At 61.2% G+C, this 13,774-nt stretch carries 7 protein-coding genes; 2 read left to right on the top strand and 5 right to left on the bottom strand.

Going from position 1 to position 13,774, the window contains the following annotated elements; translation table 11 throughout:
• The 5 genes from OUZ52_RS19890 to OUZ52_RS19870 all read right to left on the bottom strand — a co-directional run.
• Positions 1-486: 3-hydroxyanthranilate 3,4-dioxygenase (locus tag OUZ52_RS19890; protein WP_266160295.1), on the bottom strand; the 486-nt coding region annotated here is incomplete at its 3' end.
• A gap of 60 nt (positions 487-546) precedes the next feature.
• Entirely contained in the window at positions 547-2,436 is a 1,890-nt protein-coding gene (parE, locus tag OUZ52_RS19885) for a DNA topoisomerase IV subunit B (protein WP_266160294.1), read from the bottom strand.
• 2 nt (positions 2,437-2,438) lie between these two features.
• Positions 2,439-3,662: a CHASE2 domain-containing protein gene (locus OUZ52_RS19880; protein WP_266160293.1), complete on the bottom strand. Its 1,224-nt coding sequence runs from the start codon at positions 3,660-3,662 to the stop codon at positions 2,439-2,441.
• Positions 3,663-3,866: 204 nt separating this feature from the next.
• Entirely contained in the window at positions 3,867-5,525 is a 1,659-nt protein-coding gene (locus OUZ52_RS19875; protein ID WP_266160292.1) for a FecR family protein, read from the bottom strand.
• A gap of 456 nt (positions 5,526-5,981) precedes the next feature.
• On the bottom strand, positions 5,982-8,870 hold the full coding sequence (locus OUZ52_RS19870) for an ATP-binding protein (RefSeq protein ID WP_266160291.1): 2,889 nt from the start codon (positions 8,868-8,870) through the stop codon (positions 5,982-5,984).
• A gap of 365 nt (positions 8,871-9,235) precedes the next feature.
• Between OUZ52_RS19870 and OUZ52_RS19865 the strand changes: the two genes are divergently transcribed.
• Positions 9,236-9,898, top strand: a complete 663-nt coding sequence (locus tag OUZ52_RS19865) for a response regulator (protein WP_266160290.1) — start codon at positions 9,236-9,238, stop codon at positions 9,896-9,898.
• Positions 9,899-10,418: 520 nt separating this feature from the next.
• Positions 10,419-13,774 (top strand): ESPR-type extended signal peptide-containing protein (locus tag OUZ52_RS19860; protein ID WP_266160289.1); only part of this gene is annotated, 3,356 nt, incomplete at its 3' end.

Below are 13,774 nucleotides of genomic sequence, written 5' to 3'. Positions count from 1 at the left end.
GCATGTGCTGCAGGTACGGGCTTGAAGTGAGCGGTAAAAACGCTCGAACACCGGTGGAAAATCGTTTTCGATACTGTCGAGTATGAAATATTCCTCGTACAGTTTTTGATTGCATTGCTCGCAAAACCACAGCAATCCATCTTTCTCATGCGCCAGGCGTCGCCGTTCGATCACCAGGCCGATCGAGTCGGGCATGCGTTGAGGCGAGTGCGGTACGCGTGGCGGCAGATAAAACATCTCGCCTGCGCGGATCGGGATGTCGCGGGCCTGGCCGTCATCCTGCACCTTCAACACCATTTCGCCCTCGAGTTGATAAAAATACTCGGGGCCTTCGTCGAAGTGATAGTCGGTGCGTGCGTTCGGTCCGCCGACAATCATGACGATGAAGTCGCCATCGACAATGCACTTATTGCCCACTGGCGGCTTGAGCAGGTGGCGGTGCTCGTCGATCCAGCGTTGCAGGTTGAGTGGTGGTGTCAAAGCCATAAACACTCCGGTTTTTTTACATCGGCGCCAGCTCTCATCTGGAGACGCGGCGCCATGAATTCAAACCTCCAGCGTGGCTAGATCGCCTTTCTCTTCCAGCCAGGCCTTGCGATCACTGGCGCGCTTCTTGGCCAGCAACATATCCATGAGCTTGGCGGTGCTGTCGCCATCGTCGATGGTCAGCTGTACCAGCCGGCGCGTATCGGGATGAATCGTCGACTCGCGTAATTGCGGCGGGTTCATCTCGCCCAGGCCCTTAAAGCGCGTGGTGCTTACCTGACCCTTCATTTTTTCGCGCTCGATCCGCTGCAGCATGGCGGCTTTTTCGTTTTCGTCGAGGCAATAAAACACTTGCTTGCCTACGTCGACGCGGAATAGCGGCGGCATGGCGACGAAGACATGGCCTTCACGCACCAAAGCCGGGAAGTGACGCAGGAACAGCGCGCACAGCAGGGTGGCGATATGCAGGCCGTCGGAGTCGGCATCGGCGAGGATGATGACCTTGCCGTAGCGCAGGCTACCCAGTTCGTCTTTGCCTGGATCACAGCCAATGGCGATAGCCAGGTTGTGCACTTCCTCGGAGGCCAGCACCGAGGTCGATTCCACTTCCCAGGTATTGAGGATCTTGCCGCGCAACGGCAGGATCGCCTGGAATTCTTTGTCGCGCGCCTGCTTGGCGCTGCCGCCGGCAGAGTCGCCTTCGACCAGGAATAGCTCGGTGCGGGTCAGGTCAGTCGCGGTGCAGTCGGCCAGCTTGCCGGGCAGCGCCGGCCCCTGGGTGATCTTTTTGCGAATGACTTGCTTGGCGGCCTTGAGGCGCGCGCTGGCGCGCTCGATCGCCAGCTGGGCAATGCGCTCGCCCAGATCGACATGTTGATTCAGCCACAGGCTGAAGGCGTCGTGGATGACGTTCTCGACCATGCCGGCGGCGTTGCGCGAGGAGAGGCGCTCTTTAGTCTGGCCGGCAAACTGTGGATCTTGCAATTTGGCCGAGAGCACAAAGGCCAGCCGCTCCCACACATCTTCCGGCGCCAGCTTGACGCCGCGCGGCAGCAGATTGCGGATGTCGCAAAATTCGCGGATCGCCGTGGTCAGGCCGGTGCGCAAACCGTTGACGTGGGTGCCGCCTTGCGCGGTGGGAATCAGGTTGACGTAGCTTTCTTGCACCAGGTCGCCTTCCGGCAGCCAGGCCAGGGCGACTTCCAGCCCTTCCACGTCGCGGGCCATGTGGTGCACAAACAAATCGTTGGGCAGCGCTTCGGCACCATCCAGCTCGCCGCGCAGGTAATCGCGCAGGCCGTCTTCATAAAACCATTCGCAGACTTCACCACTGGCTTCGTCGGTGAGCTTCACGCTGAGGCCGGCGCAAAGTACCGCCTTGGCGCGCAGCAGATGCTTGAGCTTGGGCAGAGAGATTTTCGGTGAGTCGAAATATTTGGGATCGGACCAGAAATGCACCGTGGTGCCGGTGCGTTTTTTCGGTACTGTGCCGATGATTTCCAGTTCGCTGATGCGGTCGCCGTTGGCGAAAACCATGCGGTATTCGTTGCCGTCGCGGCGAATGGTCACCTCGACCCGCGTGGATAGCGCGTTCACCACCGATACGCCGACGCCGTGCAAGCCGCCGGAGAAGTTGTAGTTCTTGCCGTTGAACTTGCCGCCCGCATGCAGGCGGGTGAGGATCAGCTCCACGCCGGGGATGCCTTCCTCCGGATGGATATCGACCGGCATGCCACGGCCGTCATCGCTGACTTCCACAGAGCCATCGCTATGCACGATGACTTCGATGCTCTTGGCGTGCCCGGCCAAGGCTTCGTCGACGGAGTTGTCTACGACTTCTTGCGCCAGATGATTCGGGCGCGTGGTGTCGGTGTACATGCCCGGACGGCGTTTGACCGGGTCCAGGCCCGAGAGGACTTCGATGTCGGCGGCGTTGTAACGACTGCTCATGCTCAGGAGATATCAGTGATACGAGGCGCCGCAGCATGGCGGCGCACGAGGGAAGGGTCAAGCGTGGCGGGGGCGAGTCGTTGCCATGACGCAAACAGGCCCAGCATGCCGTAGCCGGTCAGCAGCAACAGCAGGCAGGCGCTGGGCGGCCACCATCGATCGGCCCCGCGTAGCAAGAACAAGCTCAACAGCAGAACCATGCAGGTATGGATCAGTGCGGCCAGCCAGGGGCGTCGTAGCCCAGGCATGCCTTGCAGCAGCACCGGCAGCGCCAGCATCAGGCTGCCCAGTAAAAGCTGGCTGGCAAAACTCAGTGGGGTAATGGTCAGCCCGCGCAGCAGCGACTCGAGTACGTTCGCTTGGTATTCGACGCCGGGCATCATGGGCGTATTACGCGATGCAGGGGTGTTGATGGCGTCGCCGAGACCTTCCGAGGTAGCGCCGATCAGCACCCAGCGATCTTTCAGCAGCGCGGCCGGGACCCGGTCGTTAAGCACGTCAGTATAGGAAATTCGGCCGAAACGACCGGCTGGACCGGCGTAGCGCAGTAGCACGTAGTTGTCGCGTATCCACAGATAGGGCGATTCGCTGAGCTTGTCATTGCGCAGCCCAGGCAGTGGGTCCGGCTGATTCGCGAGATTCGCTTGATGATTGCCCGTCTGGTAGATCGCCAGCGCGAACGAGGGCCAGTAGGGGCGGCCCAGGCCGGCTTTCAGATAAGCGCTGCGAACCAGGCCGTCGGCGTCTTCGGCGACATCGACGTGGCCCAGTGCGGCGCCCGATGCCATGATGGCCGGTGCCGGCATCATTTCTTCCAGCGGACCGCCTAGCGCGGTGGGTTCGGCAAATATCGGCATCACCACCCGGCCGTTGCGCTTGATCGCTTGTGCCAGTGCCAAATCGTTCTCGGGATGCGTCGTATTGGGTTCGGCGACAGTGATATCCACGCCGATGCCGCGCACACCGGCTGCGGTGAGCCGATCGATCAGCCGGGCGTGCAGCATACGCGGCCAGGGCCAGCGGCCCAGTTCGGTGAGACTTTTCGCATCGATGGCTACGATCACCACATCGTCGCTAGGCGCGTATCGCCAATGGCGCAGATGCCAGTCGTATAGCGCATTGTCTATCGGTGTGCCGATGCCGGTGGCAAGCAGCACCGTGAGCAGGCCGCTGCCGGCCAGCCAGATCAGACAACGGGTCAACAGATGGAAAGGATCGAATCGCATCAGCTCGCGTCAGCGCGGTGTTTCCTGTTCTGGTCAATGCGCGGTGGCGTCCAGGTCGGTGTCACAGTGGGCCAACCTGTCCGATCTTTATGGTTTGCATAGGCTTGCCATGATCAAGCGCGGCTGGTGCATGCTTTGTGCGCACGCCGTCAACACGGCAACCCGATCGCGGATGAGTCAACGCAGGGATCGCCCATCCAGCTATCACAGCAACAGCCACAGCAACACGGTGCCGCCGCCGGCCGCGGCAATACGGCATGTGGTGCATGGCAGCTTGACGGTTTGGGTGGCGCTCCAGGGGCCGGCGTAGCCGTCGGTATCGATGGTTTGCACGCGTACCAGCCATTTGCCTGAGCCTGGGCGGGGAATCTGCAACTTGGGCTCATCGACGGTTTGATCGACCTCGGGTTTGGCAAAATCCGGCATCCGCGCCAGCTGCACATGATAGTGCTGACCCGGCGCGCCTGGCTGCCAGCCAAGGCTTAGCTCGTGGCTGGAATGTTTGGGCGCATCCAGCGCGGGGGCCGGTAGCTCAGCCAGCAACTCGAACGGAATCGGTGCGCTGTAGGGGCCGAGTTTGCCATGGTTGTCACGGCTGGCACTGCGCCAGAAATAGTGGCCATACGGCAGGCTTTGCGGCGCACGGATCTTGCCGCCCTTGACTTCGGCCTGCTCGCCCACTGGCTGGGTGAAGTCCTCATCGGTCGCCAATTGCCACGCATAGGAGGCGACTTCTTGGCTTTCGGTCCAGCGAAAAGAGGGCTGGGTGCCGCGAACTTTGCTGTTCCATTGTGGTTCGATCACCAGCGGTGGTTGCGGGTGGCCATCGATATGAATGGTGCAAACCGCATCCAGGCCTTCGAGCTGCGCGTCGTCGACGCCGTGCACACGCAAGGCGTAGTCGCCATCCGGTAGATCGGGCAGGTAGATTTTGGGTTCGTCAATGCGCTTGTCTTGCAGCAGCACTTCGAAGCGAGAGGTGGGCGCCAACTGCGCGCGATAGTGCTGGGCGCCACGCTGTGCCGGCCAGGCGACAGCATAGGGAAGTTGCCGCAGCGGCTGCTCGGGACAGTTCAAGGTAGGGGCGGGCAGTAGCTCGCGATCCTTGCCCGGACTGCTGCCGTCGGCCACGGCCACGCCGTGGCCTTTGTTGACCAGCACGTGTCGACGCTCACCGGCGACATCGACCTTGCCGCTCAACACTTCAGCGCGCGATTGCTTGCTGTCGGTATCGGCGGCGATGCGGAAGTGGGTGCCGCGCACGCTGGAAATCGTGCCAGGCGTTTCCACACTGAAATGCGCGGCAGGGCCGCTCAGCGGGGTCACGTCGTTGGACACGCGGCCATGTTGCAAGCGCAATCGGGTGTCGACCATGCCCGTCTGGCCATAGGCACTCATCTGGTCCAGGTCGAGCTCGCTGTCGCTGTGCATGAGCACGCGCGAACGATCGGCAAATTCCAGCGTAAGGCTGGCATCGGGGCCGGTGGTCAATTGCGTGCCATAGCCAAACGACATGGCCGGCTTGACGACAATCGACTGGCTTTGCCCGGGCAGCACCACATGCGCCTCGCCCATTACCGCCACGACGCTGGCCTGCGCGGGTTGCACGCGCAGCCAATCGATCGGGATATGCAGCGTGGTGCCGGGTGGCAGGTGAAGCGGGTCGGCAACTTGGTTGTATTCCTGCAGTTTCTGCCAGGGCACGCCAGGTTTCAGATAACGGCTGGTTAGGTCCCAGATATTGTCGGTAGGCCGTACGCGGTAATTCCAGTCGGTTGCCTGTGCGGCCAGCGGCAGCATACCCATGGCGCCCAGCAGGATGATCGACCACCGTGTGAGCATCGTGCTCTGTGACAGTTGCATCATCAAACTCCTTACAGACTTGCGTCTTTAATATCTTTAGAGATGAAACGCCCCTGATCGCTCCATGGGTAGCTGCAAGTCGTCCATCCCCTCCGGAGATCGACGCACGTACAGCTGGTAGATGGTGCATGGATTTTGCTGTAGCGCGGCAGGCATTGCCAGCTACGTCTCGGTGAAGACTGATAAAACAGGAACTTGCGAGCACCCCTGTGGGCTTGTTCACGCTCTTTGAGGGGTTATACATCACCTGTTTGCATGCGCCTCTCAGGTGAAAAACATGCGCGTGGCATAAAACCGGCGCGCCGATCGCCTGGCGCGGCAATGATCGCGCCAACTGGATACACGCCATTGCTGGTTATATCCAGGCAAAAATCGGCGCGGCAAATCAGCGGCGAGGCGGTTTTCGCAGTGTCGGACAGTGCCATTATTCGCAGGCTGCAGAAACAGGCTTTGGTGCTAGGGCTTAAGCGCCTCAAGCAACCGACGCAAGGCTTCTATATAGGGCGGTAGCTGCTGCAGATAGGCGTTTCCTTGCTCGCTATGCAGGTGCTCCAGCCATTGCCGCCCTTCGGCGAGTATGGGGTCGTTGCTGAACAGTTGCAGCGCGCCCAGCACACGATGCAATTGCTGCGTGGCCTCTTGGATGTTGTGGCTGGATACCGCCTGTAGCAGCTGATCCAGGTCGCTTTGAGTGCTTTCCACCAGCACTGGCAGCATGTCATTGCGTAGGCCCAGCAGGTCGGGCTCGGTCGACCACAGATCCCATTCGGATGTATCGAGGTCAGGGTCAGCCGGCGTTTCCATCGATGGGCGCCGCGGCATCCACAGCGAAAGTTTTTCTTCCAGCGCACGCAACTGCACTGGTTTGCTGATGTAGTCATCCATACCGGCTTCGCGGCAGCGCTCCATTTCGCCGCTTAAGGCATTGGCGGTCATCGCCAGAATCGGCAGCCGGGTATTTTTACCATCTTCGTCTTCGTATTGTCGCCAGGCGATAGCCAGCTCGTAGCCATTCATCACCGGCATCTGGCAATCGGTAATCAGCATGGCGTAATCGTGGTCTTGCAATGCTGCAAGGGCTGCCTTGCCGTTGCCGACCACATCGCAGGACCAGCCCAGCAAGGCTAGCTGGCGGCGTATCAGCTGCTGGCTGATCTGATGATCTTCGGCAATCAATACGCGGCCATGGATTCGCTGTTGCAGATGGCTGTCATCCGTTTCGGTGGCGGCGGCGACGGCCTGGCCAAGTACGCTGTGACGGGTTGGCTGACTGAGCGGTTCGACTGCAAGCACACAGATACGTGTCACGGCCTGCCACTTCAGCGGGTTGGCGTTGAGCAGCAAGTGGCCGTTGCCAACGGTTGATTCGGTCGACGTCGATGCGCCCACCTGCTCGCTTACGATGACCACTTGAGCCGCCACCTGGCCTAGGCTGACGTCGTCGTCTTCATCGAGAAACAGGATATTGGCCGAAATGCCGCTGCGTAGCGTTTGCGAGGGCGGAATCTGTTCAGTGGTCAAACCCAATGCGGTCAGGTACGCGGACAATGCCACGGCGGTCTCTGCCGATTGCAAGCGCACGATCGCGTGGCGTCCTATCAGGTTTGACGGTTTTTCTACCTCGCGTTGATCCACCGGCAGCCGCAATTCGACCGTGACGGTGGTGCCGATGCCTAGCTGGCTGGTCAGCTCGATCGTGCCACCCATCAGCTGGACCAGATGGCGGCAAATCGCCAGGCCCAGGCCGGTGCCGCCGTGGCGCCGGGTAATCCAGGACTCAGCCTGCACAAAGGGGGTGAACAGCCGCGCTTGTTTGTCCTCGGCAATGCCGATGCCGGTGTCGGTCACGCTCAGGCGCAGGCGTTGATGCGTGCCGTTGTCGCCAAGCACGCGCAGCTTTACCGAGACCCCGCCGTGTTCGGTGAACTTGCCGGCGTTGTTGAGCAGGTTGAGCAGAATTTGTCGGATCCGCACGCTATCGCCATGCAGCCGGCCGGCCAGGGCGGCATCGACCGTGACCTGCAGATGCAGCTCTTTCTTGTGCATATGCGCCGCCATCATGCTGACGACGTTGTCGACCAGCGTGCGCGCGTTGAACGGCTGGTTGTCCAGACGCAGATCGCCGGCTTCGATCTTGGAGAAATCCAGCACGTCGTTAAGCACCTGCAAGAGCACCCCGGCCGAATCTTCCACCGCATGCAGCAACTCATGCTGCTCATCGTTCAATGGGGTATGGCTTAGCAACTCCAGCATGCCGATGACGCCGTTCATCGGCGTGCGAATTTCGTGACTCATCGTCGCCAGGAAATCAGCCTTGGCCTTGGAGGCGCGCTCTGCCGCATCGCGTGCCGCGCGCAGGGCGTCGTTATGCGTATTGATGCGGGTGGTGTCGATGAAGTAACCCGCCCATTGCATGCTGCCGTCAGCCAGCTGCTGTGGCGCCATCGCAAGGTGAATCCAGCGCAGGCCCTCTTCGCCATAAGCGCGAAAGTCCAGCGATTGGGCCTGCGGGCTATGCTTGGCCATACGCAACACTTGCTTGAGCTGATCCCTGTCTTCGGGGTGGATGCGATCCTGGAACGGCCAGTCATGCAACACATCGTCGGTTTCCAGTAGATCTTGTAGCTCCAGCCCGAATAACGTCCGCAGATCGCCGGCGATAAAGTTCAGCCGCCGCCGCCGGTCCAGGCCGCGGTTGACGATAAAGATCACCACTGGAATGTGCTGCGTCACCTCGCGCAGATGTTGTTCGCTGGCACGGGCATGCAGGGCGATTTCGCGATAGGTGGTGATATCGATCAGCGTGGTCATCGAGCCGGTGACGCTGCCGTCCGCCTCGTGAATCGGTTGATCTATCCAGAGGCCAAACCGCTGCTGACCAGTGCTATCGAGGTACATCAGCTCGCTACGGTATTCGCGATCTGCCTGGATAACCTCAAGGCTGAGTTCATGCAGTTGATGATTGCTCAGCGGTGCCCCGCCAGGGCTGGACAGCCGATAATCGGGCAATTGGAGACTGGTTTTGCCCAGCGCCGCTGCGGCCGTCAAGCCCAGTTCGAGCTGACAAGCACGGTTTACCCGCAGATACACGCCGGCCGGGTCTTTGATCATGACCGGCATCGGAAAAGCATCTAGCCACGTGTGAATCATGGCTTCCTGCAACAGCAGCCGTCGTTGCGCCAGTGCGGCCTTGCCCCGTTCACGGTAGGCCAGCCATAGCACCGACAACGCCAGCAAGGCGGTGACCGTGAGCAGGGCGGCCAGCGTTATCACGGCGACCGACGTCGGCATGGCCCCGAGGTCGATGTGCGCAAACAGGAGTCCGATCGTCAGGTTTGTGGCCATGAAGCCTAGTCAAAGAACTTTGGAGTGGCCCGTGGCTGGGTCTGGCGGCGCACGGGGCCATAAAAGGCCACAGAGTGTATGTCGATATATGGCCGATTGACGATGCAGGAATGTGGGCTGATCGGCAAAAGCCTGATTTGTCGAGCTGTGGGGCGAAAGTGAACCAGTGCTGTCCTGAACGGCCCGCTGGTTACGCAAGGCGTCAGTAACCCCAATGTTATGCTGACGCCCGGGCGCCAGCGCCGGTTTCAGGCGTGGCTACTCAGGCAAGTCAAAAACTCAAGTCGTGGAGTAAGGCAAGTCTGGGCGTGAGCGCTGGATGCGCTAGCGATCAGGTCAGTGAAATAACAGGGGCACATAAACCGATGCGGATCATTGTTGCTGATGACCATCCGGTGGTTCTGATGGGAATCAAGGCTCTACTTATGAGCTTTGGTAAAACCTATGAAGTGATCGGCGAGGCGCTTAACGGTCGTGATCTGTTAGCGCTGCTGGCGACGCATTCCTGTGATTTGCTGATTACCGATTTCTCCATGCCGGACGAGCAGGGTGCCAGCGACGGTTTGCCCTTGCTCAAGCGACTGCGTCGCGATTACCCCGATCTGCCCATCATCATTCTGACCATGGTGCACAACCCCAGCCTGATCAGCGGCATGCTCGCCGCCGGCGCACGCGGTGTGGTGGACAAGGCATCGATGGGCAAACAATTGATGCAGGCCATCAAGACCGTGTCCAGTGGACGGGTTCATCTGAACGAACAGACCCGTACCGGGATTACCGATCTGCGTGCCGCATATGGCGGTGCGGACATGCAGGTAGCGCTGGCCGATGGCGGTGGCCTTTCCAAGCGCGAGGCCGAGGTCGTTCGGCTCTACGCCAGTGGAAACTCGGTAACCCAGATCGCCGAGCAGTTGCATCGCAGCGTCAAGACGGTCAGCCAGCAAAAGAACGACGCCATGCGCAAGCTGGGCCTTAAGAGCAATAGCCAGCTCTATGAATACGCGCGCAGCTACGGCCTGATTTCCTAAGTCCGCTTTCCCGACAAGCCACGACTCTCCATGCCCGGCAGGCCATCTGCCGGGCGCTTTGCCGTGGGCGCTGCATGAAAACGTCGTGATCTTTTTAGGAATCGTCTGATGTCGTTTATGTGATCAAAATCACACAATGCGCATCACAAAGCGTGATGTTCATCACATTTACGATGTGATGTATTTCTCATAAAACTTGATTATATCCATATAAATCAATTGAGTATGTCACGTCGAAGCTTTTCCGCACGCCAAAGGAGTGGGGTGTGTTGGCGAATTGACGCCAACGGCAGGCGACGCCTCCCCCTGAGCTGTCGCCTGTCGGGAATTCAAATGTAAAGCACGGGGCATCGAGACCGAGCAGGTATTACCTACCTAGAAGCGTGTGGCGCCTAGCCACTGCATCGAATTGCATCGCTGAAGCAAGGCCAGCGCCCCTAACGGGGCGGACGGGTTAGGTGTGTGTCTGACGTTTCCTCCATCCCCGGCTTCGATGTCCAGGTGATGAGAGGTAACAAGCATGAACAAGATCTTCAGCAAGGTGTGGAACAAGTCGTTAAGGCAGCTGGTAGTGGCTTCAGAGCTTGCTAATAGCGATAGCGCTTGCGCTGCTGCCGGCAACGGTCGCGCCGGCTTGAAGCTCAGCGCACTGGCCACGGTGGTAGCAATGCTGCTGCAGAGCTGGCCGTCGCTTGGACATGCCAATGTTCTGACCAGCACAATCGGAAACACAAGCTGTGCTTCCGGCGGCGCTTTATTCTCGGTAGGAAGGACTGTGCCAAGCTACACCACCGCCGGACCGACCGATGGTTCGGGTACGTTTTCTACCGTGGCCGGTTGCAATGCCAATGGCAACAATCAGAATGCCGCCACCGTCTACGGGACCCGTAGTCAAGTGGATGGCACCGGCGGATCGGCCTATGGTTTTCTAAGCCACGCCGACAAATGGGGCATGGCTGGCGGTTTGGAAGCTGTCGCATCGGGAACCGCGAGCACGGCCGTGGGTTTCGGCAGCAACGCGACCGCGCTGAACTCCGTCGCCATCGGCGGCGCTGGCGGTGACGGTACGACGCCGCTCTCGGTGGCTGATTCCACGACAGCTTCGGGCGCTGGCTCGGTCGCTATCGGCAGCAATGCCAGCAAGGGGGCGCAGAGTGCGGCCTCGGATGCCATTGCCATCGGAGGTCAGTCTAGCGTTGCTGCTGCAGCCACTTCCGGTATTGCGATGGGGCGTGCCGCCGCCGTCAACGGTGCCTTCGGCATCGCCCAGGGCGACGGCGTGGTCTCGGGCGCCACTGGTCAAAACGTGGCAATCGGTTCAAGCGCTACCGCCGCTAACAGCGGTACCGCTGCGGGTGGCGCCGTGGCGATTGGTCGTGGTCAACACGCGACCGGCGATGGTGCGGTGGCGATCGGTGATCCGAATATCGCCAATGGCCCCGGCGCGGTAGCGTTGGGCGCCAATAATGTGGCGGCGGGCAATGCGGCGGGTACGGCAGCGGTCAATGGCCCGGTGGCCGTCGGCAATGGCAACACGGCCATCGGGCAGGGCTCGGTCGCGTTAGGCAATGGCTCCAATGCCTCGGCACTGGCGTTGGCATTCGGCGACACGGCCTCAGCTCAAGAGTTCGGCATTGCGATGGGCTCAAAGTCCAGCGCGGCGGCCCAGGCCGTCGCCATAGGAAATAGAACCGTCGCAACGAACAATTCTGACGTCGTCATCGGCGATCGTGCCTCTGCTGCCGGTGGACAGTCATTGGCGCTCGGCGCGGGTGCGATAACCAACGGGGCGGCGACGGTTGCGCTGGGAACGTTTGCCAACGCAAGCGCTAAGAACGCCCTGGCCATCGGCAGCGGCGCCGCAGCGAGTGCCACTAATGCCGTTGCCTTGGGCATCAGTTCCGCCGCCTCGGGTGCTGACTCCCTGGCGCTGGGAAGGGATAGTACCGCGTCGGCCAATAAGGCGGTCGGGATCGGCTTGGGTGCTGTGGCAGGCAACGTCAATGACGTTGCGCTGGGCGCCGGTTCGATCACGGCGGCGCCGCATACCGGCACCACGGCACTGTACGGCGGCGCGGTGGCGGGTATCGCCAAGGCGGCCAGCGGTGTGGTGTCGGTCGGTTCGGCGGGTAACGAGCGGCAGATCCAGAACGTGGCGGCCGGCGTGATCTCGGCGACCAGCACCGATGCCATCAACGGTTCGCAATTGAACTCGGTAGCGACCGGCGTCAACAATCTGGGCACGTCGACGGCAAGCACGCTGGGCGGCGGCGCCAGCTACAACGCAGCCACCGGCAACATCAGCGGCTTCAGCCAGCCGATCAACGGCGTCAGCGCCACCGGTGCCGTCAGTGCCCCGACAGCACAGACCACGGTCGGTGGCGCGCTGACGGCGCTCAATAACAACGTCAACAACACCGCCAATATCGCCGTCAAATATGACGCAGCTGGCGGCAACACCATCACGCTCGGTGCGACCGGCGGTGCCGGTGCGCCGGTGGGTGGGGTGAAGATCACCAACCTGACTGCCGGCACGTTGAGTGCCGCAAGCACGGATGCCGTGAATGGTTCGCAGTTGTACGCGACCAATCAGAACGTCACCAACGTGACCAACACCGTTAGCAACATCACTAACGGAGCAGGCATCAAGTATTTCCACGCCAGCTCGACCAAGGCCGACAGCAGCGCCGTCGGCACCGACAGCGTCGCCGTCGGTCCGGTCGCCAAGGCCTATGGCAACAACGCGATTGCCCAAGGTCTCAATGCCGTCGCCGGTGTCAGCGGTACGCCAACCACCGCGAACGATATCGCCCTGGGCAACGGCGCCACGGCGACCGGCGGCAGCTCGATCGCGCAGGGTGCCAGCGCCACAGCCAGCGGCAGCAACAGCATCGCGGTCGGCGCCAATGCCAGCTCCAGCACCAACAATAGCGTCGCTATCGGCAACGGTGCGCAATCGAGCGGCGCCAATGGCGGCTCGGTGGCGATCGGTTCCATCGCCAATGCCAGTGGCATCGGCGCCATCTCGGTCAGCAACGTCGGATCGTTTGCTTCCAAGTCGACCGTGTCGGGCACCGATGCCATCGGCATCGGCAATGGCACCTCGGCGGTCGGTGCGTCTTCGATCGCGTTTGGCTCGGCAGCCAGCACCACGGCGGCGGGAGGCTACGGCCTGGCCTTCGGTGACAACTCGGCGTCCTCGGCGGCGCAAGGCATCGCGATCGGTCGCCAGGCCAGCGCCAGCACGGCCAACAGTATTGCGTTGGGCAGCTATGCCTCCGCGACTCGCGGTGCACAGACGGGCTATACCGGCTATGCCGTCGGCAGCAGCAACTCCGGCGGTGAGTTGAACATTGCCAACAATGGCAGCGGCCGGCAGATCACCGGCGTCGCCGCAGGCAGCCAGGCGACTGATGCCGTTAACGTCAGCCAGCTCAATCAAGTCGGCCAGAATACGGTGAGCGCGCTGGGCGGCGGTGCGGCGATGGATCCGACGACAGGCGCATTCACCGCGCCTTCCTACACCACCAACGCGATCAGTGCGACCGGTGCCAACACCGGCAGCACGGTCAACGCTAATGTCGGCGCGGCGCTTACCGCGTTGAATACCGACGCGGTAAACACGGCGGCTATCGCGGTGAAGTACGACGCGGCCGGTGGCAACACCATCACGCTCGGCGCCACGGGCGGCACCGGTGCGCCGGCGGGCGGCGTGAAGATCACCAATCTGACGGCGGGCACGTTAAGTGCGGCCAGCACCGATGCGGTGAATGGTTCGCAGTTGTACGCGACCAACCAGAACGTCACCAACGTGACCAACACCGTCAACAACATCAACAACGGCGCGGGCATCAAGTATTTCCACACCAACTCGGC

The sequence above is a fragment of the Dyella silvatica genome, from assembly GCF_026283955.1.
Classification (GTDB): Bacteria; Pseudomonadota; Gammaproteobacteria; order Xanthomonadales; family Rhodanobacteraceae; genus Dyella_C; species Dyella_C silvatica.
The sequence above is the reverse complement of the archived record's forward strand: the minus strand, read 5'-3'. Positions and strand labels throughout refer to the sequence as shown.

Coding starts and splice junctions, on each gene's coding strand:
- parE (WP_266160294.1), bottom strand. CDS start 2,436: ATGAGCAGTCGTTACAACGCCGCCGACATCGAAGTCCTCTCGGGCCTG.
- OUZ52_RS19875 (WP_266160292.1), bottom strand. CDS start 5,525: ATGCAACTGTCACAGAGCACGATGCTCACACGGTGGTCGATCATCCTG.
- OUZ52_RS19870 (WP_266160291.1), bottom strand. CDS start 8,870: ATGGCCACAAACCTGACGATCGGACTCCTGTTTGCGCACATCGACCTC.
- OUZ52_RS19865 (WP_266160290.1), top strand. CDS start 9,236: ATGCGGATCATTGTTGCTGATGACCATCCGGTGGTTCTGATGGGAATC.
- OUZ52_RS19880 (WP_266160293.1), bottom strand. CDS start 3,662: ATGCGATTCGATCCTTTCCATCTGTTGACCCGTTGTCTGATCTGGCTG.